22 protein-coding genes are annotated in these 24,987 nt (G+C 58.0%); 11 read left to right on the forward strand and 11 right to left on the reverse strand.

The genetic code is table 11. From position 1 onward, the window contains the following. The first annotated feature begins 5 nt into the window (after positions 1-5). On the forward strand, positions 6-284 hold the full coding sequence (locus TU84_RS12750; protein WP_048369443.1) for a DUF1145 domain-containing protein: 279 nt from the start codon (positions 6-8) through the stop codon (positions 282-284). Next, the gene (locus TU84_RS12755; RefSeq protein WP_048369444.1) at positions 277-1,035 is read left to right on the forward strand and encodes a hypothetical protein; all 759 of its coding nucleotides are present in this window, start codon (positions 277-279) and stop codon (positions 1,033-1,035) included. The genes TU84_RS12750 and TU84_RS12755 overlap by 8 nt, the downstream gene beginning before the upstream one ends. Positions 1,036-1,788: 753 nt before the next feature. Here TU84_RS12755 and TU84_RS12760 read toward each other — a convergent pair. Further along, positions 1,789-2,253, reverse strand: a complete 465-nt coding sequence (locus TU84_RS12760; RefSeq protein WP_048369445.1) for a CopD family protein — start codon at positions 2,251-2,253, stop codon at positions 1,789-1,791. Positions 2,254-2,351: 98 nt separating this feature from the next. Here TU84_RS12760 and dinG point away from each other — a divergent pair, with 98 nt between their 5' ends. The 7 genes from dinG to TU84_RS12795 all read left to right on the forward strand — a co-directional run bounded on the left by dinG (position 2,352) and on the right by TU84_RS12795 (position 12,188). Then, positions 2,352-4,496: an ATP-dependent DNA helicase DinG gene (dinG, locus tag TU84_RS12765; RefSeq protein WP_048369446.1), complete on the forward strand. Its 2,145-nt coding sequence runs from the start codon at positions 2,352-2,354 to the stop codon at positions 4,494-4,496. A gap of 97 nt (positions 4,497-4,593) precedes the next feature. Continuing rightward, positions 4,594-6,945 (forward strand): beta-galactosidase, encoded by a 2,352-nt coding sequence (locus tag TU84_RS12770; RefSeq protein WP_048369447.1) that lies wholly within the window; start codon positions 4,594-4,596, stop codon positions 6,943-6,945. A gap of 106 nt (positions 6,946-7,051) precedes the next feature. After that, positions 7,052-8,197 carry a serine hydrolase domain-containing protein gene (locus TU84_RS12775; protein ID WP_048369448.1) on the forward strand — a complete coding sequence of 382 codons (1,146 nt, stop codon included), beginning with the start codon at positions 7,052-7,054 and terminating at the stop codon, positions 8,195-8,197. A gap of 254 nt (positions 8,198-8,451) precedes the next feature. Next, positions 8,452-9,597, forward strand: a complete 1,146-nt coding sequence (locus TU84_RS12780; protein WP_048369449.1) for a serine hydrolase domain-containing protein — start codon at positions 8,452-8,454, stop codon at positions 9,595-9,597. A gap of 109 nt (positions 9,598-9,706) precedes the next feature. Next, the gene (locus TU84_RS12785) at positions 9,707-10,858 is read left to right on the forward strand and encodes an OmpA family protein (protein ID WP_048369450.1); all 1,152 of its coding nucleotides are present in this window, start codon (positions 9,707-9,709) and stop codon (positions 10,856-10,858) included. 24 nt (positions 10,859-10,882) lie between these two features. Next, positions 10,883-11,530 carry a pyridoxamine 5'-phosphate oxidase gene (gene pdxH, locus TU84_RS12790; RefSeq protein WP_048369451.1) on the forward strand — a complete coding sequence of 216 codons (648 nt, stop codon included), beginning with the start codon at positions 10,883-10,885 and terminating at the stop codon, positions 11,528-11,530. Between the two features lie 193 nt (positions 11,531-11,723). After that, positions 11,724-12,188 carry an outer membrane lipoprotein gene (locus TU84_RS12795; RefSeq protein ID WP_048369452.1) on the forward strand — a complete coding sequence of 155 codons (465 nt, stop codon included), beginning with the start codon at positions 11,724-11,726 and terminating at the stop codon, positions 12,186-12,188. 86 nt (positions 12,189-12,274) lie between these two features. On the opposite strand, the gene TU84_RS12800 is transcribed toward TU84_RS12795, so the two are convergent. The 5 genes from TU84_RS12800 to TU84_RS12820 form a co-directional block, all read right to left on the reverse strand. Continuing rightward, a complete protein-coding gene (locus TU84_RS12800) occupies positions 12,275-12,874 on the reverse strand; it encodes a hypothetical protein (protein WP_082148714.1) in 600 nt (199 codons plus the stop codon). Positions 12,875-12,959: 85 nt separating this feature from the next. Further along, entirely contained in the window at positions 12,960-14,141 is a 1,182-nt protein-coding gene (gene nhaA, locus TU84_RS12805) for a Na+/H+ antiporter NhaA (protein ID WP_048369453.1), read from the reverse strand. Positions 14,142-14,359: 218 nt separating this feature from the next. Further along, complete coding sequence (locus TU84_RS12810) at positions 14,360-15,970, reverse strand: NAD(P)/FAD-dependent oxidoreductase (RefSeq protein ID WP_048369455.1); 1,611 nt, start codon at positions 15,968-15,970, stop codon at positions 14,360-14,362. A 118-nt stretch (positions 15,971-16,088) separates the two neighbouring features. After that, positions 16,089-16,760: a COG3650 family protein gene (locus tag TU84_RS12815; RefSeq protein ID WP_174479327.1), complete on the reverse strand. Its 672-nt coding sequence runs from the start codon at positions 16,758-16,760 to the stop codon at positions 16,089-16,091. An 84-nt stretch (positions 16,761-16,844) separates the two neighbouring features. Next, on the reverse strand, positions 16,845-17,444 hold the full coding sequence (locus TU84_RS12820; protein ID WP_048369458.1) for a short chain dehydrogenase: 600 nt from the start codon (positions 17,442-17,444) through the stop codon (positions 16,845-16,847). A 104-nt stretch (positions 17,445-17,548) separates the two neighbouring features. On the opposite strand from TU84_RS12820, the gene TU84_RS12825 reads away from it, so the two are divergent. Next, positions 17,549-18,457: a LysR family transcriptional regulator gene (locus TU84_RS12825; RefSeq protein WP_048369459.1), complete on the forward strand. Its 909-nt coding sequence runs from the start codon at positions 17,549-17,551 to the stop codon at positions 18,455-18,457. Positions 18,458-19,300: 843 nt separating this feature from the next. Here the strand turns inward: TU84_RS12825 and TU84_RS12830 are convergent. The 5 genes from TU84_RS12830 to TU84_RS12850 all read right to left on the reverse strand — a co-directional run bounded on the left by TU84_RS12830 (position 19,301) and on the right by TU84_RS12850 (position 24,318). Continuing rightward, positions 19,301-20,002 (reverse strand): ABC transporter ATP-binding protein, encoded by a 702-nt coding sequence (locus tag TU84_RS12830; protein ID WP_048369461.1) that lies wholly within the window; start codon positions 20,000-20,002, stop codon positions 19,301-19,303. After that, on the reverse strand, positions 20,003-20,770 hold the full coding sequence (gene livG, locus TU84_RS12835; RefSeq protein ID WP_048369464.1) for a high-affinity branched-chain amino acid ABC transporter ATP-binding protein LivG: 768 nt from the start codon (positions 20,768-20,770) through the stop codon (positions 20,003-20,005). Next, the gene (locus TU84_RS12840) at positions 20,767-22,023 is read right to left on the reverse strand and encodes a high-affinity branched-chain amino acid ABC transporter permease LivM (RefSeq protein ID WP_048369466.1); all 1,257 of its coding nucleotides are present in this window, start codon (positions 22,021-22,023) and stop codon (positions 20,767-20,769) included. The genes livG and TU84_RS12840 overlap by 4 nt, the downstream gene beginning before the upstream one ends. Then, on the reverse strand, positions 22,020-22,943 hold the full coding sequence (livH, locus tag TU84_RS12845) for a high-affinity branched-chain amino acid ABC transporter permease LivH (RefSeq protein WP_048369467.1): 924 nt from the start codon (positions 22,941-22,943) through the stop codon (positions 22,020-22,022). The genes TU84_RS12840 and livH overlap by 4 nt, the downstream gene beginning before the upstream one ends. A 247-nt stretch (positions 22,944-23,190) precedes the next feature. After that, positions 23,191-24,318 (reverse strand): branched-chain amino acid ABC transporter substrate-binding protein, encoded by a 1,128-nt coding sequence (locus TU84_RS12850; RefSeq protein WP_157403798.1) that lies wholly within the window; start codon positions 24,316-24,318, stop codon positions 23,191-23,193. Between the two features lie 358 nt (positions 24,319-24,676). Here TU84_RS12850 and TU84_RS12855 point away from each other — a divergent pair, with 358 nt between their 5' ends. Further along, positions 24,677-24,982 carry a DUF2288 domain-containing protein gene (locus tag TU84_RS12855; protein ID WP_048369860.1) on the forward strand — a complete coding sequence of 102 codons (306 nt, stop codon included), beginning with the start codon at positions 24,677-24,679 and terminating at the stop codon, positions 24,980-24,982. Positions 24,983-24,987 lie beyond the last annotated feature (5 nt).

The raw sequence follows: 24,987 nt of genomic DNA on the forward strand, positions 1-24,987 counted from the left end.
GTTGCATGAAGGTGCTTTGGGGACTGGGGAAGGTGCTGACGTTGTTGTTCTGGGTGGTCGTTGCGATCAACGTTTTCAAACCCTTGAGCAATCCGTTCGACCTGCTGATCAACCTGGCAGGTAGTCTGCTGTTTTTGACTCATTTGCTTGAGCTGCTGCTGTTCAATAGCAGCCTGCAAGGGCGCCCACATCCTTGGCGTGACCGACTGTACATTCTTTTAGTGGGCATCCTGCACGTGCAAACCCTCCCTAAATCTTCAGGCCAGGACAACAGTCATGCGTAAGTTATGTTTAATGGCAGCCCTTTGCAGTCCGTTTGCCCATGCCGAGGTGGTGCAGGTCGAGGCTAACTCGATGATGCGTCTGCCCGCGAATGTGGCCGTTCTGACACTCGAAAAACTCGATGTAGCGGACTACGGCACTCTGCTGATTCCGGCGGGTGTCAGTCAGGTCAACATTGATCAACTGCATTTGGGGCATGAGTCACGCATTGTCATCGTGCCGGCCGGGCGTGGGATTGAGCTGCGTGTAGCCAATGCCGAGCTGGGTGAAGGCAGCCAGATCAGCACGCGCGGTGCAGCGGGGACGTTTGAAAAACCGGCCAGACCTGCCCGTGATCTGAGCCTGAGAATCGAAGCGTTGCAGGCCGATCAACTGTCCATTGACGCCCGTGGCGGCACTGGCGCACCGGGTTTTGTCGGGCTTGATGGTGGCAATGGCGCTGAACCGGGTTGCACCTGGGGATCAGCCGGAGCAGGCGCCAATGGTGACGACGGCGGTAATGGGCATCAGGGCGCTGCGGGCGCACAGGTACGGGTCGAACTGCCCCGAGACTTCCCCGATGATCAGATCAAAGTACTGGTCGATGGCGGTGCAGGCGGCAAACCCGGCGCGGCCGGCCGGGCAGGTGCGGGTGGCAAATCCAAAGGCTGCATTGTTTACCGTGCCGATGGCGGCAAATCGGGTCGCCCGGGTCAAACCGGGCAACCGGGTGATGCTGGCCCGGCAGGCGCCGTGACCGTCCAGCGGTTGTAAGAAACGCCCACGTCTCGCGATTTTTAAACATCAAAAGATCGCGAGGCAAGCTCGCTCCTGTCAAACATGAAATAAGTGATTGATTCTAAAGGCCCTGTAGGAGCGAGCTTGCTCGCGATCTTTTGATCTTTATCTAAGAGCACCCTTCTCCCTAGCCCTCTCCCGAAGGAGAGGGAACCGATTGGGGGGATGCTTACGATATTCGCTGTCCTGTTTGATGCGCGACAGCGCGGCGTCGAAGACGGGGCGGCCACTCCTATCAAACACAAAATAAGTAATTGATTCCTAAGGTCTTGTAGGAGCGAGCTTGTCTCGCGATCTTTTGATCTTGATCTGGCTTTTGATCTTGATCTAAGAGGCCCCGTTAAACCACGCTGGCCGAGCGCAGGTTTTGCGCAGAGGGTAACCCGGCAGGACGCCGGGTTAGCCGTGACACGGCCAGGGATGGTTGATCGCAAGGCCTGTGGTGAGGGCATGCCGAGCCACAGCGAGGCACCGAGGGGTTGGGGCAAAAAGCGTTTGGCCACTTTGCGCTTTTCAAAGTGGCACGGCGTAAGGCCGGAATTCTAAGTGGCCGTTACCGCAGCAACGGATATGTACCCAAGAATCCCGAGGTGGATGGTTTTTACGGCTGCACGCAGCCGATCGCAGCCTTCGTACCTCGTCAGCGACTACAGTAACCTGTTTGCTGCGCGACAGCGCGGCGTCGTAGACGGGGGCGGCAACTCCTACAGTTAGGAGGTAGCGACCCCTTCAAAACATCGGGCGCGCCCCGGCAATCGCCACCAGCGCGAGACCTATTAGCAAGTTGCACCCGACCAGGCGGCGAATCCGCCCCATCACCGCCGCGCCTGCCGCCCATTCCTGAGCCTCAACGGCCTTGCGCAATTCGGGCAGTTGCAGTGATTGAATGCGGATAAACAGGGCGACCATGACGATGTACACGCCCATCATGATCTGCACATAACGGGGCGCCGTTTCGAACCCGCTAAAGCGCATGTGCAGCAGGCCGACACCGCTTATCGGCAAAATAACCACCGCGACCCACACCCAGCCAAAAAAACGTTGAAACACTTCAACCCACAGTTTTAGCCGGGCAGGCCCTTCAAGGGCCGTCATTGCGGCGGGGCGCAGGATCATCCAGGCGAAAAACATCCCGCCCACCCAGATCAGGGCCGCCAGTAAATGCAGGCTGTAAGTAACAGCGAAGGTGGTCATTGGGGTACTCCGTTCGGCGCAGGATCAATTAGCGGGGTATGATAGCGGCCATTCGAACCACTGAAAATTTATCCAGCGTTTCTTGCGCCCGAAGAACCATGATTAGTACCGAACTCAAATCCCAGATCCAGGGCGCTTATTCGCGTTTTCTCGAAGCCAAGAGCCTCAAGCCGCGCTATGGCCAGCGTCTGATGATTGCTGAAGTCGCCAAAGTGCTGGGCGATATCGATACCGACGAAGAAAACCATCGTACCGGCGACCCGGCGGTGGTTGCCGTTGAAGCGGGCACCGGTACCGGTAAAACCGTGGCTTACAGCATGGCCGCCATTCCGACCGCCAAGGCTGCGGGCAAGCGCCTGGTGATTGCCACGGCAACTGTCGCCCTGCAGGAGCAGATTGTCTACAAAGACCTCCCGGATCTGATGCGCAACAGCGGGCTGAATTTCAGCTTTGCGCTGGCCAAGGGTCGTGGGCGTTACATGTGCCTGTCCAAACTCGACATGCTGCTGCAAGAAGGCCACGCGCAAACCGCGACCGCGCAGCTGTTTGAAGAGGAAGGCTTCAAGATTGAAGTCGACGAAGCCAGCCAAAAACTGTTTACCAGCATGATCGAAAAGCTGGCCGGCAATAAATGGGACGGTGACCGCGACAGCTGGCCCCAGGCGCTGGAAGACCAGGACTGGGCGCGCCTGACCACTGATCACAGCCAGTGCACCAGCCGCCATTGCCCGAACTTCGGTCAGTGCGCCTTTTACAAGGCCCGCGAAGGCATGGGCAAGGTTGATGTGATCGTCACCAACCACGACATGGTGCTGGCTGACCTGGCGTTGGGCGGTGGCGCGGTTTTGCCTGACCCGCGTGACACGCTCTATGTGTTCGACGAAGGTCACCACCTGCCAGACAAAGCCATCGGTCACTTTGCCCACTACACCCGTTTGCGCTCGACCGCTGACTGGCTGGAGCAAACCGGCAAAAACCTCACCAAACTGCTCGCTCAGCATCCGTTGCCGGGCGACTTGGGGCGTTTGCTGGAGCAAGTACCGGAGCTGACCAAAGAGATCAAGGCCCAGCAGCAATTCATGTTCAGCGCCTGTGAGCAAATCGCTGACTTCAAGGTCGGCGAAGAGCCAGAAGGCCGTGAACGCCCGCGCCACCGTTTTGTGGGTGGCGTGATCCCTGATCACCTGCGTGAAATGGGCATTGAACTGAAGAAGGGCTTTTCACGCCTGACCGACGTGTTCACCCGTTTGACCGACCTGCTCAAGGACGGCATGGAAGGGGAGGTCAACATCGGCATCTCCAGCCAGCAGGCCGAGGAATGGTATCCGCTGTTCGGCAGCCTGCTGTCGCGGGCTCAGGGCAACTGGGAACTGTGGACGGCCTTCACCACTGAAGACCCGGAAGACAACCCGCCGATGGCGCGCTGGCTGACCCTGGCTGAAAGTGGTTCGCTGTTCGACATCGAGGTCAACGCCAGCCCGATTCTGGCCGCCGAGATGCTGCGTCGTAACCTGTGGAACGTGGCCTACGGTGCGCTGGTGACCTCGGCGACGCTGACCGCACTGGGCACGTTTGATCGCTTCCGCATGCGCGCCGGTTTGCCGAAAACCGCAGTCACAGCGATTGTGCCGAGCCCGTTCCATCACGCCGATGCGGGAGTGTTGCGTGTACCGGACCTCAAGGCTGACCCGCGCGATGCGACTGCGCACACGGCGGCGATCATTCGTGATCTGCCGGGGCTGGTAGAAGGTTCGCGCGGCACGTTGGTGCTGTTCTCTTCACGCAAGCAAATGCAGGACGTTTTCGACGGCCTGGAGCGTGACTGGCGCAAGCAAGTGTTTATCCAGGGCAACTTGTCCAAGCAAGAGACCCTGAATAAACACAAGGCGCGGGTGGATGGCGGCGACTCCAGCGTGTTGTTCGGACTGGCCAGTTTTGCCGAGGGTGTGGACTTGCCCGGTGCTTATTGCGAGCACGTAGTCATCGCCAAAATCCCCTTCTCGGTGCCCGATGATCCCGTTGAAGCGGCCTTGGCAGAATGGATCGAAGCCCGTGGCGGTAATCCCTTCATGGAGATTTCAGTGCCCGATGCATCGCTCAAGCTGGTACAGGCCTGCGGGCGTTTGCTGCGTACCGAACAGGACCGCGGCACCATCACATTGCTCGATCGGCGGCTGGTGACCCAGCGCTATGGCAAGGCGATTCTGAATGCCTTGCCGCCGTTTCGACGCGAAATTTCATAAGTGCAAGCCGGCGTCCATGCCGGCCTTGCTGTCGTCTATGCTGTGAGCTTCAAAGCCTCACAGGCCGTATTTGGCCGTTAGGGAGAACCAGATTCATATGATTCGCCGTTCACTGTCTGCAGCTTTTGCGTTGCTGGTCACGACCCCGCTGTTGGCGGCGCCTGCCGGTCAACAAACCCTGTTCAATTTCGTTCGCCCGGCCGATGTGGTGCAAGTGGCGACCGTGGATGCGAACTTGCCGCAGTACAACGCAGAGCAAACGGCGGAAGGTGAAGTACTGCGTCGTGTGACCTTTAACCCGGCCGCGGCCCCCAGCTTGCGCCTGACCCCGCAAGCCGGTGTGTGGGACTGGTCGCAATCGGGAATGATGACCCTGCGTATCCAAAACGCCATGAACTGGGCCCTCACGCTCGATGTGACGGTGCAGAGCAAGGACGGCAAGACCCTCACCAGTCGTGTTGACCTGCCGGCCGGCCCTGCGCAAACCCTGTTGCTGCCGTTGCAGGCCAACTCTCCCCGCAGCCAGGGCATGCGCGCAGGCCCGCCGATGCCAATGACTATCGAGGGGCAACGCAGTTTGCTGGCCAGCAGCCAGGGCGAAATTGACCGCAGTCAAGTGGTCTCGGTGACGTTGTCGATTCCGCAGCCCAATGCCGCGCAAAGCATCCTTCTGGAGCGCTTCGGTGTGCAGGACGGCGCGGGTGTGATCAAGACCGTTTATGGCTCGATTGTCGATGGCTACGGCCAGTCCACTCGGGCCAAATGGCCAGAGCGTGTGTCCAGCGATGAGCAGCTTAAAGCCGCAGCAGCCAAAGAGCAGCAGCAGCTCAAAGGCTGGCTGGCGGCGCGCAGCGGGTTGGATCAGTACGGCGGGTTGCTCAAAGGCCCTGCGTTTGACGCGTCGGGTTTTTTCCGCACAGAAAAGCGTAATGGTCGCTGGTACCTGGTCACCCCTGAAGGTCATCCGTTTTATTCGTTGGGCCTGAACGCCGTTACCGCAGAGGACAGCCAGACCTACGTGACTGGGCGTGAGTGGATGTTTACCGATTTGCCCAAGCCCGGTGCGCCTTTGGCCGGTTATTACGGGACTTCGGATCATGACAGCAACAATGGCTCCTCCCAGGGGCGGGCGTTTGATTCGGGGCACTGGTACAACTTCTACGCGGCCAACTTGCAGCGCCTCTACGGTGAGCCGTGTGCGGTCGGCAAAACTGAGCCGGGCGCCGATCCCTCAATTCCTTGTGCCCCTGAAGCCTTTGATGCCAAGCGTTGGCAGGCTCACACCCTGGATCGCCTGCAAGCCTGGGGTTTTAACACGATCGGTAACTGGAGCGACCCGGCGCTGGGCCTTAACGACCGCGTGCCTTACACCTTGCCGTTGTCGATTGTGGGTGATTACAACAGCATCAGTACCGGCACCGATTGGTGGGGCGGCATGCCCGATCCGTTTGACCCGCGCTTTGCCATGGCCACCGAACGCGCAGTGGCGATTGCCGCCCGTGATCACCGTGATGACCCGTGGCTGATCGGCTACTTTGCCGATAACGAACTGGCGTGGGCTGGCGGCGGTGACGACCCTCAGTCACGTTTTGCCCTGGCGTTGGGTACCTTGCGCATGACCACGGATGCGCCGGCCAAGCGTGCGTTCCTCAAGCAACTGCGCGACAAGTACCGTAACCAGCAAGGTCTGTCCAAAGCCTGGGGTGTTGATATCCCGGCGTGGGAGTTGATGGAAGATCCGGGGTTCAACGGCCCGCTGCCGAATGCAGAGCATCCGGAAATTGAAGCGGATTACACCTACTTCCAGAAAGTCTTTGCCGATACGTACTTCAAGACCATCTCCGATTCGCTGAAATGGCATGCGCCGAATCACTTGTTGCTGGGCGGGCGCTTTGCCGTGAGCACCCCTGAGGCCGTGGCGTCGTGCGCGCAGTATTGCGACGTGCTGAGCTTCAACTTCTACACCCTGCAACCGCAGGACGGTTATGACTTCGCCATGCTGCGTGAACTGAACAAGCCGGTAATGATCACCGAGTTCAACTTCGGCTCCCGCGACCGTGGCCCGTTTTGGGGCGGCGTGACTGAAGTGGCCAGTGAAGAAGCACGTGGCCCGGCGTATGCCAAGTTCATTAAGCAGGCCGTGGCCGAACCGTCGATTGTCGGGGTTCACTGGTTCCAGTACCTGGACCAGCCGGTAACCGGTCGCTTGCTTGATGGTGAAAACGGCCACTTCGGCATGATCGGCATCACCGACCTGCCGTTCACCGGTTTTGTCGACAGCGTGCGCAAGACCAACTTGCAAGCACTTGACCAGTTGGGCCAGGAGGCGGCTAAAGCCCAGGTTGACGCCGACAAAACCCTCAAAGCTCCGGTGCAAACCCCACAAGACGCCAACGGCGGCCGCTCTGGTGCGGGCCATGCAGGCGGGCATTCGGGCAAAGGTCACTGATATTTCTGATTAGCGGCGATACATTTTGTCGCACCAGGGGGCTTTGAGCTTCACTTCTTGGCGTCGGCGACTAAGGTTTGCGTTCCAATTGAAGGGAATCAAACCAATGGACGCAAAAGGATCGTGTGACAGTCGGTTTGCTGCGGTGCAGCAAGCCTTCGAAGAAATCTTTGATGACCCCCAGGAGCGCGGTGCTGGGCTGTGCATCCAGGTCGGCGGCGAGACGGTAGTCGACCTGTGGGCGGGCGTGGCGGATTTAGAAAGGACCAAGCCCTGGAACCGGGACACGCTGGTCAATACCTACTGCGCGATAAAACCTTTTACTGCGGTAGCCACCTTGATGTTGGTGGAAGAGGGCAAGCTGGCGCTTGATCAGCCAATTTGCCATTACTGGCCCGAGTTTGCCCAGGGCGGCAAGGATCAGGTCACCTTGCGCCAAGTGTTGTCGCATACCTCCGGGACCCCTGCCTTGCGTTTGCCGAGTCGCACGCCCGAGATGTATGACTGGGATGAGATGGTCAAAAAAACAGCCGCAGAGCCATTATGGTGGCAGCCCGGTACAGAACTTGGGTACGGCGCCACGACTTACGGGTGGATTCTCGGTGAATTGATCCGTCGGGTTGATGGCCGGGAGCCCTGCCGGTTTATTCGCGAGCGCATTACCGAGCCCAATGGATTGGAAGTACAACTGGGAGTGGCTGAACAGGACTTTCACAGAATCGCCCACTTTGGCCGGGCTGAAGGGCGTGAAGGTGACAGCTTTGCGATAGCTTTGCGGCATGTGATGTCCAAACAACCCGAGCACGTAGCGACACTGGCATTTACCAACCCTGCTGTAGGCCCCAAACAAACCACGGATCCTCGCTGGTGGTCTTACCGTCAACCGGGTGTGAACGGCCATGGCACGGCTCACGGTCTGGCCGGTTTTTACAGTGCGCTGCTCGGTGGGCGTCTGATTGGCCCTGAACTGCTCAGCGAGTTCACCCGCGAGCACAGCAACAGCATGGATCGCGTGTTATTGCGCCCGATGCGCTATGGGTTGGGCTGCATGTTGGAGCAGCAAGCTGACCAGGCCGCGTCCAAGTGCATGGGCCCCAATACCTTTGGGCATGTCGGGTTGGGTGGCCCCGTCAGTTTTGCAGACCCGGAGCGGGATGTGAGCTTTGGTTTTGTGACCACAACCATTGGTAGTCATGTTCTGCTGGATCCGCGTGTCCGCAAGCTTGCCACGTTGGCCTACGCCGCACTTTAACGTTCTCGGGCGGCCTGATAAGTGCTTCAGATTGCGATCTTCAACCCCGTGAAGATCGCAGTCTCTTGCAGCGTTCGACCAGGCCGCTGCCCCGGACTTTTTCACAAAAAATCCATCTCACGCCTGATACCCTGCGCACCTCGATGAAAATGCCCAGAAATTGTGCGTTCTGACCGGCTTGCTCTGTTTCAAAATCCTACCGGTACTGGAACAATGCACGCCTTGTAGAGCCATGCTTGATCCAGGAGGTAGGGGTGCACATTCAAGGGTTTCACGACCTTAAGTTCGAAGCCGTGCGTGAGGCGTTTGCTGATTTGTTTAACGATCCGCAAGAGCGCGGAGCAGCACTGTGCATCCAGATCGCGGGCGAAACAGTGCTCGATCTGTGGGCCGGTACGGCTGACAAAGACGGCGAGCAGGCTTGGCACACAGATACCATCGTCAATCTGTTTTCGTGCACCAAGACCTTTACCGCAGTGACGGCCTTGCAACTGGTCGAAGAGGGCAAGCTGGCACTGGATGTTCCCGTTGCTCGCGATTGGCCTGAGTTTGCAGCGGCTGGCAAAGAGTCCATCACCCTTCGCCAGTTGTTGAGCCACCGTGCGGGTTTGCCTGCACTGCGCGAATTATTGCCGGCTGGCGCGTTGTATGAATGGCAAACCATGGTCGATGCACTGGCCGCAGAGGCGCCATGGTGGACTCCGGGCGAAGGTCACGGGTACGCCGCGATTACCTACGGCTGGTTGCTGGGTGAGCTGATTCGTCGTGCAGACGGTCGCAGTCCCGGGAAGTCGATTGTGGCCCGCACGGCCACGCCATTGGGGCTGGACTTTCATGTCGGGCTCAAAGATGAAGAGTTTCACCGCGTCGCGCATGTTGCCCGCACCAAGGGCAACATGGGTGATGAAGCGGCCCAACGGATGTTGAAAGCGATGATGAATGCCCCGTCTTCCATGACGACACGGGCATTTACCAATCCGCCGTCTATTATGACCAGCACCAATAAGCCGGAATGGCGTCGTATGGAACAGCCCGCAGCGAATGGTCATGGTAATGCGCGAAGTTTGGCCGGCTTTTATAGCGGGTTGTTGGAGGGGAAATTGCTGGAAGCCGAAATGCTTGAGCAACTGACCCGTGAACACAGTCTGGGCGAGGATAAAACCTTGCTCACCCGGACGCGTTTCGGGCTGGGCTGCATGCTGGATCAACCGGGCGTACCCAATGCCACGTTTGGCCTTGGGCCAAAGGCGTTTGGTCACCCTGGAGCAGGTGGTTCAATTGGCTTTGCCGACCCTGAACGCGAGGTTGCATTCGGGTTTGTGACTAATTCACTGGGGCCTTATGTTTTGATGGACCCACGCGCGCAAAAGTTGGTGAAAGTATTGGCACAGTGTTTATAACCGGGTTTTTATAAACCGTAGGTCGGAACGCGATAGCTTTTATGTGTTCAATACGTTTTTTTATATGGGCGTAGTGCCTTTTATTTTTAATTCATTGTGTGGATATTCAATGTCATCTAATAAGACTCTCGCTCTGGCTCTTTGCCTGGCTATTACCGGTTGCGCACAAACTCCACAGAATGACGCCGAAGGTGGCCACAAATGGTGGCAGTTCGGGTCGTCTGATCAGGCTCCGACCGCTGGGGACAAAACTGCCAGCGCTTCAGCCAAACCAACGAACACGCCAGCTACGGCGCCAGCAGCCAAAACCGCTGCTGCGGCCCCAGCCCCTGCAGCGGCGCCTGCGCCAGTGGCCGCCGCAGCCAGCACGAGCAAAGACAGCGGTTCTAGCTGGTGGCCTTTTGGTGGTGGCGACACGGCCAAAAAAGACGCCCCGGCTGATAAAGCACCCGTCGTTGCCAAGGTAGCCTCGGCGCCTGCCGCGCCAAGCACGTCGAAAAACTGGTGGTGGCCGTTTGGTGGTGATGACAAAGCCACCAAGGCCGCCCCGATTGGCGTGATCCCGATGCCGGATCCGAAAATCACCCAAGCCTGGCTGGACGAGTACGAGCCGCGCCTGCGTGTTGCCATCAAAGACTCTAACTTGCAGTTGGAGCGTCGCGAGAACTTGATCGTGATCGTCGCCGCCGCTGACAGCGCGTTCAAACCTACGCGTCCGGATTTGCTGATGCCGTCCATGCTCGGCCCGTTCACCCGTGTGGCCAAAGTGGTCGAAGGCGACCCTAAAACCGCTGTACTGGTACTCGGTCATGCCGACGCTTCGGGCACCATGGCAGCCAACACCCGCTTGAGCCTGGACCGCGCCAAATCGGTGGCCGCGATTTTCCGCATGAGCGGACTGCAAGGTAACCGTCTGACCCTGCGTGGCATGGGCTCTGTCATGCCACGTGCGGCGAACGACAGTAACGAAGGCCGTGCATTGAACCGCCGCGTAGAAATCATGATGACCCCGCAAGCCACCATGTTGGCGCTGGTCAGCAAATACAGCCAACCGGTACTGACCCCCGAAGAGCTGGTTGCCGCTCAACCGGCCGTAGCGCCTTCGACGCTGGCCAAGACTGATTCCGTGTCGGCTAGCAAGAAGGCAGCGCATGCCAAGAAAGCCGCACCGGCTAAAAAAGCTGCCCCGGCCAAAAAACCGGTAGTGGCCAAAGCCGCAGCGGACAAAAAAGTGGCTGCCAACGATCAGAACAAGAACTGATTGTTTTAGGGAAGGATTGCCCTCATGACCCAAGCGCTGGCCGATATGCGCCGCGATTACACCCGTGACGGGCTGGCCGAGGCGCAAGCCCCGGCCGAGCCTTTTGCGCTGTTTCATCAGTGGTTCAATGACGCGGTCAAGACCGAGCAACCGCCGGTTGAGGCCAATGCCATGACTCTGGCCACGGTGGACGCCGAAGGGCGTCCGCATTGCCGGGTGCTCTTGCTTAAAGGGCTGGATGAACAAGGTTTTACCTTTTTCACCAACTACACCAGCGCCAAGGGTGAGCAGCTGGCAGCGCGTCCTTTTGCCGCCATGACGTTCTTTTGGCCCACCCTGGAGCGACAAGTGCGCATCGAAGGCCAAGTGGTCAAGGTGACACCGCAGGAGTCCGACGCTTACTATCAGGTGCGCCCCTTGGGTAGCCGGATCGGGGCCTGGGCTTCACCGCAAAGCCAGGTGATTGCAGACCGTGAGGCGTTGACCACACTGCTGGCGGCCACTCAGGCACGTTTTAGTGACACGCAGCCGCATTGCCCGGAACACTGGGGCGGTTATCGTTTACTGCCACAGCGTATTGAGTTTTGGCAGGGGCGCCCGAGCCGCTTGCATGACCGGCTCAACTATCGCCGTGAGGGCGCTGAGTGGGTGCGTGAGCGTCTGGCTCCCTGAAAACGTAATAAACAACGGTGGTGTGCGAGTCAAAACGGCTATTTCGCGCTACCCTTGTCGTTAATTTGTAAGCGTCTGTCACCCACGCTGTGTCTGTACAGGCGCTGAATAAAGACCACATTATCTGCGCTGCGCGGTGACAGGCACCCGGTTGCAGAGTTTAATGAATCCCTGATCTTTTGGAGTTGATCCTATGCGTAAGACCGCACTGTTAGTTGCAGCTATTTCGACCATGACAGTTCTGTTGAGCGGCTGTGCCTCGAACTTGACCGGTGACACCTATTCGCGTGATGAGGCGCGTCGCGTACAAACCGTACGTACCGGCACTATCGTTGCCCTGCGCCCTGTGCAAATCGAAGGCACCAAAACCCCAATCGGCGCCGCAACAGGTGCTGTGATCGGCGGCGTTGGCGGCAGCGCCATCGGTGGCGGGCGTGGCAGCATCGTGACTGCAGTGATCGGCGCAGTAGCCGGTGGCCTGCTGGGTTCGGCTGCTGAGTCGGGCCTGACCAAAACCCAAGGTGTTGAAATCACCGTGCGTGAAGACGACGGCAGCACCCGTGCTTATGTTCAACAGGTTGAGCCGAACCAGGTATTCCGTACCGGCGAGCGCGTACGCATCATGACCGTTGACGGCACCAGCCGCGTGACCCAATAAGCTGTAGCTGGGCACTAAAACAAAACCCCGGCCAGTGTGAACTGGCCGGGGTTTTTTTATGCGCGGGTGCAGCCAGCCGGGTTGGCTCAGGACGAGCGTCTGAACGCCTGTTCGGCACCTGACAGCGATATGGCGATGCGATCCAGCAGCCTTTCGGCCGAGTATTTGGGTGCGACAGCGCACACCAGTACCACAGCCAACCCTAGCGCCAGCGCCGGGCGAGGTATTTTGCCGATGTTGGATTGGCTCAGCATGACCAGAAAAATGAATGCGGCGATCGTGCCTACCAACGCGCCCGCAATGGCTTCTGACAAGGGGTGGATGGTCAGGGCGATGTAGTTGATGCTGAACCACCAGGTCAGTACTACCCCGACCCCGAAGGCCGGCCAGCGCAAACGCGGGTTAATTTGCTGGCACAACAGGCTCAGCATCACGGTGAACACCAGGCAGGTATTGGTCGCATGCCCGCTGAACACCGCAATGTCCAGGCTGTGCAAGCCAATTCCCCAGCCCTTGAACAGGATTTTGGTCACGCCTACGATGAAGTAGGCAGACAGCAGGACACCCAGCCACAACACCGCGATTTTTTTAGAGGCAGCAGCCCACAGCCAGGCTGCGATGACCAAGGCTGCCGGGAACATCACACTGATGCCCCCGTACTGCACAAATTGAAGTTTTGCGTCCACATTTCCCTCGTTGGGCGACAAAAAACCATCAGGGGCAACACCGGTTAACGGTGCTGCCCCTGTGAGAATCCCTGTTGATGTTGAGTTACACGTCTGCCTGTTTACGGCTGAAGACGGCGGTAACAGCGTAGCCGATCAGAGCCGCGAGGATTGAGCCGGTCAAGATCCCCATGCGGTCCATGCCGACGTACTCACTGCTGCCCGGCACAAACGCCAGTGAGCCGACGAACAGGCTCATGGTGAAGCCGATACCACAGAGAATCGCCACCCCAAACACCTGTCCCCAGTTGGCTCCTGCCGGCAATGCCGCCAGGCCTGCTTTGATAGCGATCCAGGTCAGACCAAACACACCCACGGTTTTGCCGATCAGCAAGCCAGCGGCAATGCCCAGCGGCACGTGGTGAGTGAAGCTGTGCAGATTGACACCGGCCAGCGATACGCCCGCGTTGGCGAAGGCAAACAGCGGCAGAATCCCGTAGGACACCCAGGGGTGCAGGGCGTGCTCAATCGTCAGCAATGGCGAAGTTTCGGCGTTTTTGGTGCGCAGCGGGATGCAGAACGCCAGGGTTACGCCTGCCAGCGTGGCATGCACGCCGCTTTTGAGCACGCAGACCCACAGGATCAGGCCGATGATCATATACGGCGCGATCTTGATCACGCCCATGCGGTTCATCACGATCAGGGCAATCAGGCAGGCCGCTGCCAGCAGCAACGACACGCCGGAGAGTTCGCTGGAGTAGAACACCGCAATAACGATGATGGCCCCCAGATCGTCGATGATCGCCAGGGTCATCAGGAACAATTTGAGTGAAACCGGTACACGCTTGCCCAGCAAGGCTAATACGCCGAGGGCGAAAGCAATGTCGGTGGCCATGGGGATCGCCCAGCCATCGAGTGCATCGGGGTAGTCTTTGTTGAGGAACCAGTAAATCAGTGCCGGCACTACCATCCCGCCAATGGCCGCTGCGCCGGGCAGTACGACCTGGGAGGGTTTGGACAGGTGGCCCTCAAGCAGCTCGCGCTTGACCTCCAGACCAATCAGCAGAAAAAACAACGCCATCAGGCCGTCGTTGATCCATAGCAGCGAAGGTTTGGCGATTTGCAGGGCACCGATCTGCACGGCCACAGGCACATCAAGAAATGCCGTGTAGTAGTGCGAAAGCGGTGAGTTATTGATGATTAACGCCAGAGCCGCAGCTGCAATCAACAGCAGACCGCTGGCAGCTTCCATCTGAAAGAAACGAGTGAAAGTGCTACGCAGAGGCAAGGTGGCTCTCCAACGAATGGTTATTAGGTGCGACACCCTAACCTGTGCGGATAGTTGTTAAAACAAAAACTATATTCTTTTTTGTTATAAGCAACGTATTGATCCCGCACCGTCTACGAGACTATCAGCTATGTATCTAAATAAGTCGGGAAACAGCGAAATACGCTGTGGGAAAGGTCTTGCTGGAGCGAGGCAAACTCGCTCCAGCAAGGGCGATATTACGCCTCGATACCGAGGATATCGCGTGCTACTGCTTCAGCGATGCGGATGCCGTCAACACCGGCAGACATGATGCCGCCTGCATAGCCTGCGCCTTCACCGGCCGGGAACAGACCTTTGACGTTCAGGCTTTGCATCGACGCGTCACGGGTGATGCGCAACGGCGATGAGGTGCGGGTTTCGATGCCGGTCAGAACCGCGTCGTGCATCGAGAAGCCGCGAATTTGTTTCTCGAACGCTGGCAGTGCTTCGCGGATCGCTTCAATGGCGTAGGCAGGCAGGGCCAGGGCTAGATCACCCAGGGAAATCCCCGGCTTATAGGACGGCTCCACGCTGCCCAGCTCAGTGGACGGCTTGCTGGCAATGAAGTCGCCCACCAACTGCGCCGGGGCTTCGTAGTTGCTGCCACCCAGCACGTAGGCGTGGGCTTCGAGGCGCTCTTGCAGCTCGATACCGGCCAAAGGCCCGCCCGGATAGTCTTCTGGCGTAATGCCGACAACGATGCCGGAGTTGGCGTTGCGCTCGTTACGTGAGTATTGGCTCATGCCGTTGGTGACGACGCGGCCTGGCTCGCTGGTCGCGGCCACAACGGTACCGCCAGGGCACATGCAGAAGCTGTACACCGACCGACCATTTTTGGCGTGGTGCACCAGTTTGTAGTCGGCGGCGCCGAGTTTCGGGTGACCGGCGTATTTGCCCAGACGTGCGCTGTCGATCAGCGATTGCGGGTGTTCAATACGAAAACCCACCGAGAACGGCTTGGCTTCCATGTACACGCCACGGCCGTGGAGCATGCGGAAGGTGTCGCGGGCGCTGTGGCCCAGGGCCATGATCACGTGACGGGCCTTCAATTGCTCGCCGTCAGCCAGCACCACGCCTGTCAGTTGGCCGTCTTCAATCAGCACGTCAGTTACGCGCTGTTGGAAACGCACTTCGCCGCCCAGCGCGATGATCTGCTGGCGCATGTTTTCAACCACGCCGGTCAAACGGAAGGTACCGATGTGCGGTTTGCTGACGTAGAGGATCTCTTCGGGAGCACCGGCTTTGACAAACTCGTGCAGCACTTTGCGGCCGTGGTGTTTCGGGTCTTTGATCTGGCTGTAGAGCTTGCCGTCGGAGAATGTCCCGGCGCCACCTTCACCGAACTGCACGTTGGACTCGGGGTTCAGGACATTTTTACGCCACAGGCCCCAGGTGTCTTTGGTGCGCTGGCGCACTTCGGTGCCGCGCTCAAGAATGATCGGCTTGAAGCCCATTTGGGCCAGCAGCAGACCGGCGAAAATCCCGCAGGGGCCAAAGCCCACCACAATCGGGCGATCGCTCAAATCCTGTGGTGCCTGACCAACCACTTTGTAGCTGACATCCGGTGCAGGGTTGACGTTACGGTCGTCGGCGAAGGTGTGCAGCAACGCCGCTTCATCCCGCACGCTCAGGTCGATGGTGTAGATGAAGCACAATTCGGAGGTTTTTTTACGCGCGTCGTAACTGCGCTTGAACAAGGTGAAATCGAGCAAGTCATCGCTGGCGATGCCCAGGCGCTGCACGATGGCAGTGCGCAGGTCTTCTTCGGGATGGTCGATTGGCAACTTGAGTTCGGTGATTCGTAACATGACGGTGTCCAGTGTCGGGGCCAGGTAAACCCCGGCAGCCTTATGCGAACCGGGGATTATAGGCGGCTTCGAACCGTTGGGTCAGGTTAAAACAGCAATCTGCGGTTACAGTTGTCGGTTAGTCGTTACGCGCGCCACCAAAATAACCGCAACCGCGTTGAACCTGGCCATTGACCCGCAGTTCAGCCGAAAGGTGTTGCACGCTGCCGTTGACGCTGTCGGTGCAACGCTGCGGGGCGACCCAGAGCTCAATGCGCTGATTATTGGCCTCTGTGGACAGTGAGAAGCGGCTATCACCGATCTGCTCTTCAACGTAAGGCAGCGCCAGATCTTGTTGGCCTTCGCGTTTGAGGATCAAACCTTTACCGCCTGCTTGTACTTCCCAGGCAGGCCCGTTGCCGTTGGCGTGCACTGTTTGTTGCTTGAAGTTGGGGTCTTGGCAGGCAGCGCTGCTGCGCTCAAGGCGGTACACCTGTTGCAGCTTGACCTCGCCTTGCTCACCCGGAGTTTTGGCGCTGACGAAGCTGCCGCGAATATCGGCGAACAGCTTGCCTGGTTTGACCGGCATGTCGGTTGCGTCCTGGATCAGTGTGGTACTGGCGCCATCACTGACCACATAGCGCTGTTGGCCAACGCAGGGTTGGAAAACCAGTTGGCCGTTGTCTGACACCAGTTCGCCCTGAAGGCGAGTCAGGCCGGCGTTGCTATCAACGGGTTTGCTGTTCAGCAACTGGCAGCCGGCAAAGACGGGCAACAGGGCGACTAAAACTAAGGAACGGGCAGCGCGCATCATTCGGACTCCTGACTAATGCCGTCACGTTACTTAGGCTCGCCGTGCATCACAAGCCCGTCCCCTCAAATCTGACAATGTGCTTTAGCCCACCTGATAGGTCTGTCCGGTGTGCAGGCCTTCGACACTTTTGGCGTAAGCCAGCGCCACATCGGCGGCTGCTACCGGCTTGAAGCCACGGAAGTAGGGCGCGTATTTGTCCATCGCCTCTGCCAGCACCGTAGGGCTGACGGAGTTCACCCGTAGCCCGCGAGGGAGTTCAATCGCAGCTGCCCGGACAAAGCCGTCGAGCGCAGCGTTGACCAATGCCGCCGAACTGCCGGTGCGAATCGGCTCACGGTTGATCACTCCGCTGGTGAACGTGAATGACGCATTGTCGTTGGCGTACTCGCGGCCGATCAGCAGCAGGTTGACCTGGCCCATCAGCTTGTCCTGCAAACCCAGGGCGAAGTCTTTTTCGGTCATGTCGGCCAACGGCACGAAGTTGACATTACCTGCGGCGCAGACCAGCGCGTCGAAGCGTCCGGTTTGTTCGAACAAGGCGCGAATGGAGGCGCTGTCGCTGATGTCGACCTGAAAATCGCCGCTATTGCGGCCAATACGCACGATTTCATGGCGCGCCGACAACTCGCGATCAATAGCAGAACCTATGGTGCCGTTAGCGCCGATCAGCAGGATTTTCATCGGGTGTTCCTTGAGTGAGGAGGTGTTGGCTCAGTCTAGTAGTGGATTTTGGTGGCGATAAGCGCACTAATAGGAAACCTTTGGTTTTCATATGGAAACAATCCATGAGCGAGATGGATGATCTGGCGGCGTTTGCAGTGTTGGTCAATGCGGGGAGTTTTACCTTGGCCGCTCAGCAGTTGGGCTGCAGCAAAGGGCAGTTATCCAAACGCATCAGCCAGTTGGAGGCTCAGTTCTCGGTCGTGCTGCTGCATCGCACCACGCGGCGTTTGAGCCTTACGGCGGCGGGGGCTGCGTTATTACCCCAGGCCCAGGCACTGGTGCTGCAGGTTGAACGGGCGCATCAGGCGCTGGCGCGGCTCAAGGACGACATGGCGGGCCCGGTGCGGTTGACGGTGCCGGTGTCGCTGGGTGAAACCTTTTTTGACGCGTTGTTGCTGGAATTTTCCCGCGACTATCCCTTGGTCCAGATCGAGCTGGAGTTGAGCAACAGCTACCGCGACCTGGCCCGGGAAGGGTTTGATTTGGCAATTCGCTCTCAAGTGGGTAGCCATGAGCGGCTGGTGGCCAAGTCGGTGCTGAGTTGGCACGAAATGACCTGCGCCAGCCCGGCGTACCTTGAACAGTACGGCGAACCGACCACTCCGGCGCAATTGGCCGAGCATCGTTGTTTGCTTAATAGCCATTACAGCGGCCGCGAAGAATGGCAGTACCACCAGCAGCATGAACTGCATCGTGTTCGGGTTTCGGGGCCTTTTGCCAGTAATCACTACAGCTTGCTGAAAAAAGCAGCGGTGATAGGCGCCGGTATTGCGCGGTTGCCGTCTTACATGCTCCACGCCGAATTGGCTGACGGGCGATTACGCGGGGTACTCCTCAATTATCAGACCCGCAGCAACCCGATGTACCTGGTGCATCCCTACGAAGGTGGATTGCCCAAGCGCACGCAAGTTTTGGCGGATTACCTGATGCAGTGGTTTCAGCGTAGCGTGCTGCAGCCAACTCCCCCGTAGCAGTTGCCGAGTTTTACGAGGCTACGTCCGATTGCGAAGCGATCGTAAATGCTCAATGCAAGGTTGAGCTGACACACCGCAGATCATGGTTTTGCGACTGCTGCGCAGCCGAACGTAGCCTCGCGGTGCTCGTCAACTGCTACAGAGGTGGTGTGATCTTGTAGTCGCTGACGAGGCACGAGGCTGCGATGCGGGCCGCAGGACCGCCGCGATTTGCAGCCAACTTCCCCGTAGCAGTTGCCGAGTTTTACGAGGCTACGTCCGATTGCGAAGCGATCGTAAATGCTCAATGCAAAGTTGAGCTGACACACCGTAGAGCATGGTTTTGCGACTGCTGCGCAGCCGGACGTAGCCTCGCGGTGCTCGTCAACGACTACAGGGGTGGTGTGATCTTGTAGTCGCTGACGAGGCACGAGGCTGCGATGCGGGCCGTAGGACCGCCGCGATTTGCAGCCAAATCCCCCGTAGCAGTTGCCGAGTTTTACGAGGCTACGTCCGATTGCGAAGCGATCGTAAATGCTCAATGCAAGGTTGAGCTGACACACCGCAGAGCATGGTTTTGCGACTGCTACGCAGCTGGACGTAGCCTCGCGGTGCTCGTCAACTGCTACAGAGAGTGGGGGGATCTTGTAGTCGCTGACGAGGCACGAGGCTGCGATGCGGGCCGCAGGACCGCCGCAATCTGCAGCCAACTCACCCGTAGCAAAGTTGAACTGACGTACTACGACTGCTGCGCAGCCCAACGTAGCCTCGCGGTGCTCGACAACGACTACAGGGCGCGCAGCGCGATCTGCGGGCCAATAAAAAACGGCCCCGCAGGGCCGTTTTGTGCAGCAGGCAGGGTTAACCGCCCAGATACGCGTCACGCACTTTTGGATCGTTGAGCAGTTGCTCGCCAGTGCCTTGCATGACCACCCGGCCGTTTTCCAGCACGTAGGCGCGGTCAGCAATTTTTAGCGCCTGGTTGGCGTTTTGCTCAACCAGGAATACGGTTACGCCTTCATCACGCAGCTGTTCGATGATGTCGAAAATCTGCTGAATGATAATGGGCGCCAACCCCAGCGACGGCTCATCGAGCAGCAGCAACTTGGGTTTGCTCATCAGCGCACGGCCAATGGCGAGCATCTGTTGCTCGCCACCGGACATAGTGCCGCCGCGTTGGGTAAAACGCTCTTTAAGACGCGGAAACAGGTGCAAAACCTTGTCGAGTTGCTCCTGATAATCGTGCTTTTCAGTAAAGAATCCGCCCATGGCGAGGTTCTCTTCTACGGTCAAACGGGCAAATACCCGACGACCTTCCGGCACGACCGCGATGCTTTTGCGCATGATCTGCGCCGAGGTCAGGCCCACCAGTTCTTCACCCATGTAGCGAATACTGCCGCTTTGAGCTTGTGGCGAACCGCACAGGGTCATCATCAGGGTCGATTTACCGGCACCGTTGGCACCGATCAAAGTCACGATTTCACCCTGGCGCACTTCGACGTTGACGCTGTGCAGCGCCTGGATCTTGCCGTAGAAGGTCGAGACGTTTTCAAACTGCAGCATTTACGCTTCCCCCAAATAGGCTTTGATCACGTCAGGGTTGTCGCGGATTTGCTCCGGGGTCCCGTCGGCCAAAGGTGTGCCCTGATTGATCACCACGATATGGTCAGAAATGCTCATGACCAGTTTCATGTCGTGTTCAATCAGCAAGACCGTCACGTTGTGCTCGTTGCGCAACACGCTGATGAGCATCTTGAGGTCTTCGGTCTCTTTAGGGTTGAGGCCCGCCGCGGGCTCGTCGAGCATGAGCAGGCGCGGGCGCGTCATCATGCAGCGAGCGATTTCCAGACGGCGTTGCTGCCCATAGGCCAAGGTGCCCGCCGGGCGGTTGGCGAACTCGGTCAGGTTGACCTTGTCCAGCCAGTACGCGGCATATTCCATGGCATCGCGCTCGCTTTTACGGAACGCCGGGGTCTTGAACAGACCGGCCAGGAAGTTGGTGTTGAGGTGACGGTGCTGAGCGATCAGCAGGTTCTCAACGGCAGTCATGTCCTTGAACAAACGAACGTTCTGGAAGGTGCGCACCACGCCTTTGCGGGCGATTTCATGGCCAGACAGCCCTTGAATCGGCTCGCCATCGAGCAGGATGGTACCCGCAGACGGTTTGTAGAAGCCCGTCAGGCAGTTGAACACGGTGGTTTTGCCGGCGCCGTTAGGGCCGATCATCGATACAACCTGTTTTTCCTGGACGGTCAGGGCTACGCCATTCACCGCCAACAAGCCGCCAAAGCGCATGCTCAGGCCGCTGACTTTCAGTAACTCGCGGCTCATTTTCGCAGCTCCAGGTGAGGACGTTGCATAGGCAGCAGACCTTGCGGCCGCCAGATCATCATCACAACCATCAGGGCTCCGAACAGCAGCATCCGGTACTCACTGAATTCACGCATCATTTCTGGCAGCAGGATCATCACCACGGCCGCCAGAATCACGCCCAGTTGCGAGCCCATGCCACCCAGTACCACGATGGCCAGAATGATCGCCGACTCAAGGAAGGTGAACGATTCCGGGGTCACCAGGCCTTGGCGAGCGGCAAAGAAGCTACCTGCGAAACCGGCAAAGGTAGCGCCCAGCGTGAACGCCGACAGTTTGATAATGGTCGGATTCAAGCCCAGTGCGCGGCAGGCGATTTCGTCTTCACGCAGGGCTTCCCACGCGCGACCAATCGGCATACGCAGCAAACGGTTGATCACGAACAGCACGATCAGCACCAGCACCAGCGCGATCAGGTACAGGAAGATGACCTTGTTGATCGAGTTGTAGGCGATACCGAAGTATTCGTGGAAGGTTTGCATGCCTTCGGCAGCGGTCCGGTCGAAGCTGAGGCCAAAAAGAGTAGGTTTTGGAATGTTACTGATGCCGTTCGGTCCACCGGTGATGTCCGTCAGGTTACGCAGGAACAGACGGATGATTTCACCAAAGCCCAAGGTCACGATCGCCAGGTAGTCACCGCGCAAGCGCAGCACCGGGAACCCCAGCAGGAAACCAAAGGTTGCGGCCATCAACCCTGCCAATGGCAGGCACACCCAGAAGCTCAGGCCGAAGTAGTGCGCGAGCAGCGCGTAGGTGTAGGCACCGACCGCGTAGAACCCCACATAGCCCAGGTCCAGAAGGCCGGCCAGGCCCACCACGATGTTCAGGCCAAGGCCCAGCATCACGTAGATCAGGATCAGGGTGGCGATGTCGACGGCGCCGCGTGAGCCATAGAACGGCCAGATCAAGGCGACAACGACCAGCCCCAGAATGATCCAGCGTTGGGTGCTGGGCAGGGTCAGGAAGTTGGTTGCCTTGGCAGGGACTTTCGGCAGGCCCGGTGAAGCACGCCAGGCGGCGCTCAGTTGATGGTGGAACAGCACACGCAAAAACATCAGCAAAGAGCAGATCGCAATCACGCTCAGGGTGAAGGTGCTGGTGTGGTGAACTTCAATGTTGATCCCGACGATTGTCAGTTTCAGGCCGAGTACCGGGTAGGCGACGGCCCAGACCAACAGGGCGCTGAAGAGCGCCGCTTTAAGATTCCTGATCATACTTTTTCAATCTCCGGACGTCCCAGAATGCCGGTCGGACGGAACAGCAGTACCAACACGAGCAGGCTGAATGCCACGACGTCTTTGTACTGGTCGCCGAAAATGTCAGCACCAAAGGCCTCAGCCACGCCGAGCACCAGACCACCGAGCATCGCGCCGGGAATGCTGCCAATCCCGCCCAATACCGCTGCTGTAAAGGCTTTAAGCCCTACAAGGAAGCCGGAACCGGGGTTGATGACACCGTACTGAACGCTGATCAGAACAGCGGCAACGGCTGCCAGGGCAGCACCAATCACGAAGGTCAGGGCGATCACGTTGTTGGTGTTGATGCCCAGCAGGTTGGCCATCTTCATGTCTTCGGCACAGGCGCGGCAGGCGCGGCCCAGGCGTGAACGGGAGATGAACAGGGTCAGGCCGAGCATGGCCACCAGAGTGACGACGAAGACCACGATTTGCATGTAGGAGATGACAACTTCGCTCGCACCACCTGGGCCGAAGCTGAAGCCGCCGGGGATCAGGTTAGGAATCGATTTGTCTTTTGAGTCCTGGGACAGCAGCACCATGTTTTGCAGGAAGATCGACATACCAATGGCAGAGATCAAGGGGATCAAGCGGTTACTGCCACGCAAGGGACGGTAAGCCACCCGTTCAATGCTGTAGCCGTAAGAACTGGTCACTACGATGCTCGCGATAAACGCCCCGGTCAGCAGCAATGGCACGCTGTCCAGGCCCATCATGGTCAGACCGGCGATGGCGATAAACGCAATGTAGGAACCAATCATGTACACCTCGCCATGGGCGAAGTTGATCATTCCAATAATGCCGTAAACCATCGTATAGCCGATGGCGATCAGGGCATACGTGCTGCCAACGTTGAGGCCGTTAACCAGCATTTGGAAGAAGTGATAGATGTCAGGCATTACAAGCTCCTAAAAACCTGAGACGCATTTCACTGGTGGAGTCATTTTCCGGCCTGTTTCGTACGCTTTTTTAGCCGTTTGAGCACAGGTCTTTTGCCAGCGAACCGCTGGTGACGGTTTTAAAGATTTTCAGGTGGGGAGACTTTCGGATCACGAAAGCGCGGCCCAATTTCTGTGGGCCTACGGCCCGTAAAACAAAGCCCACCGTTCGCGCAGTGGGCTTTGTAGTCAGATCAAGAACCGACCCTTATTGAGGGCTTACTTCTGTTTTAGGCTTGCCGAAGTGCCATTCGTAGACCACGAATTTGAAGTCTTTGAGGTCACCTTTGGCGTCGTAGCTCAGATCACCGGTAGGGGTTTTGAACGTGCCAGCATGGATGGCTTCAGCCACTTTGGCCGTGTCTTCGCTCTTGGCAGCGGTGATGCCTTGGGCAATCAGCTCAACCGCAGAGTAAGCCGGGAACACGAACGGTCCGCTCGGGTCCTTGCCATCTGCCTTGATGGCATCCGCAATCGCTTTGTTTTCCGGGTCTGTGTCAAAGGATTTCGGCAGAGTGACCAGCAGGCCTTCGGAAGCATCCTGGGCAATTTGCGAGATGGAGTCGTTACCCACGCCTTCAGGGCCCATGAACTTGGCGTTCAGACCTTTCTCTTTGGCTTGGCGCAGGATCAGGCCCAGCTCAGGGTGATAGCCGCCGTAGTACACGAAGTCGACATTGGCTTGTTTGAGCTTCTGAATGACGGATGCGAAGTCTTTATCGCCTGCGTTGATGCCTTCAAAAACCGCGACCTTGATGCCGTCTTTTTCAAGCGTTTGTTTAACTGCAGTCGCGATGCCTTCGCCGTATTGTTGCTTGTCGTGCAGGACCGCAACGACTTTAGGCTTCACAAACTTGGCGATGTAGTTGCCCGCTGCCGGGCCTTGGGCGCTGTCCAGGCCAATGGTACGGAAGACCAGTTTGCAACCACGACTGGTGATCTCCGGGCTGGTGGCAGCCGGGGTGATCATGATGACGCCTTCGTCTTCGTAAATGTCCGAAGCCGGCTGAGTGGAGCTGGAGCACAAGTGACCTACAACGAACTTGACGCCATCATTGACCACTTTGTTAGCGACAGCGACGGCTTGTTTTGGGTCGCAAGCGTCGTCGTATTCTTTGGCTTCCAGCATCTTGCCATCGACACCGCCTTTGGCGTTGATGTCTTTGATAGCTTGTTTGGCGCCCATGAACTGCATGTCGCCGTACTGGGTCACAGGCCCGGTTTTAGGGCCAGCAATACCGATCTTGATGGTGTCTGCAGCAAACGAATGGCTGGCAACCCCGGCCAAAACCATAGCGGCAAACAGTTTAGTAATCTGCTTCTTAGCCATCTTTATTGGTGCTCCACTCTTCTGTTGTAATTTTTATAGTCCTGGAAGCCAAGGCAGCCGGACCGGGTTTTTTCTGAGCGAAATTCCCGACCAATCTCCCCTGCAACTGTACCGGTACAGTGTAGAGCGCCGGTTCAACGCTTGAATAGCGGGCTACCGGGAGAAAAAGCAGGAAATGTCGCCTAAACGAAAGAAAGAGACAGAATGGCGGCGGATTATGTTGTTGATCTATATCGGGATGTTGCCAGCTCAACAGGTTCGTCCTTGGCGCTTCACTCTTTCCTCGTTTCCATACCTCTGTTTGGGTTTTTCTACCGGGTGTGCGGCGCTATCATTGCGCCGATTTTTTTACCTGGTGAATCCCATGAATCAAGAACCTAGCACCCTCTATGCCAAGCTGCTTGGTGAGACCTCAACAATTGAATGGAAGGTGTTGCTGCCATTCTTCGCCAAAGGTGACTTGTTGTGGGTTGACCCCGCACTGGACTTGATCGACGCGGCCATTGCCGTGACTCAGGATGAAGCAGAGAAGATCAAGGCCTGGATGGCTTCTGGCGTATTTGGAAAGATGACTACAGAACACGCGCTAGACGTTAATGCGCGAGATCCTGAGCTGTGGGCCGTGGTGGTATCGCCTTGGGTGATGGTCCAGGAAAGGGCACAAATTTAATTGAA

The sequence above is a fragment of the Pseudomonas helleri genome, from assembly GCF_001043025.1.
Taxonomy (GTDB): domain Bacteria; phylum Pseudomonadota; class Gammaproteobacteria; order Pseudomonadales; family Pseudomonadaceae; genus Aquipseudomonas; species Aquipseudomonas helleri.

Bases quoted from the DNA above. Each gene is read 5' to 3' on its own strand.
- TU84_RS12750 (WP_048369443.1), top strand. From the start codon at position 6: ATGAAGGTGCTTTGGGGACTGGGGAAGGTGCTGACGTTGTTGTTCTGG.
- TU84_RS12755 (WP_048369444.1), top strand. From the start codon at position 277: ATGCGTAAGTTATGTTTAATGGCAGCCCTTTGCAGTCCGTTTGCCCAT.
- TU84_RS12760 (WP_048369445.1), bottom strand. From the start codon at position 2,253: ATGACCACCTTCGCTGTTACTTACAGCCTGCATTTACTGGCGGCCCTG.
- dinG (WP_048369446.1), top strand. From the start codon at position 2,352: ATGATTAGTACCGAACTCAAATCCCAGATCCAGGGCGCTTATTCGCGT.
- TU84_RS12770 (WP_048369447.1), top strand. From the start codon at position 4,594: ATGATTCGCCGTTCACTGTCTGCAGCTTTTGCGTTGCTGGTCACGACC.
- TU84_RS12775 (WP_048369448.1), top strand. From the start codon at position 7,052: ATGGACGCAAAAGGATCGTGTGACAGTCGGTTTGCTGCGGTGCAGCAA.
- TU84_RS12785 (WP_048369450.1), top strand. From the start codon at position 9,707: ATGTCATCTAATAAGACTCTCGCTCTGGCTCTTTGCCTGGCTATTACC.
- pdxH (WP_048369451.1), top strand. From the start codon at position 10,883: ATGACCCAAGCGCTGGCCGATATGCGCCGCGATTACACCCGTGACGGG.
- TU84_RS12795 (WP_048369452.1), top strand. From the start codon at position 11,724: ATGCGTAAGACCGCACTGTTAGTTGCAGCTATTTCGACCATGACAGTT.
- TU84_RS12810 (WP_048369455.1), bottom strand. From the start codon at position 15,970: ATGTTACGAATCACCGAACTCAAGTTGCCAATCGACCATCCCGAAGAA.
- TU84_RS12815 (WP_174479327.1), bottom strand. From the start codon at position 16,760: ATGCGCGCTGCCCGTTCCTTAGTTTTAGTCGCCCTGTTGCCCGTCTTT.
- TU84_RS12820 (WP_048369458.1), bottom strand. From the start codon at position 17,444: ATGAAAATCCTGCTGATCGGCGCTAACGGCACCATAGGTTCTGCTATT.
- TU84_RS12825 (WP_048369459.1), top strand. From the start codon at position 17,549: ATGAGCGAGATGGATGATCTGGCGGCGTTTGCAGTGTTGGTCAATGCG.
- TU84_RS12830 (WP_048369461.1), bottom strand. From the start codon at position 20,002: ATGCTGCAGTTTGAAAACGTCTCGACCTTCTACGGCAAGATCCAGGCG.
- livG (WP_048369464.1), bottom strand. From the start codon at position 20,770: ATGAGCCGCGAGTTACTGAAAGTCAGCGGCCTGAGCATGCGCTTTGGC.
- TU84_RS12840 (WP_048369466.1), bottom strand. From the start codon at position 22,023: ATGATCAGGAATCTTAAAGCGGCGCTCTTCAGCGCCCTGTTGGTCTGG.
- livH (WP_048369467.1), bottom strand. From the start codon at position 22,943: ATGCCTGACATCTATCACTTCTTCCAAATGCTGGTTAACGGCCTCAAC.
- TU84_RS12855 (WP_048369860.1), top strand. From the start codon at position 24,677: ATGAATCAAGAACCTAGCACCCTCTATGCCAAGCTGCTTGGTGAGACC.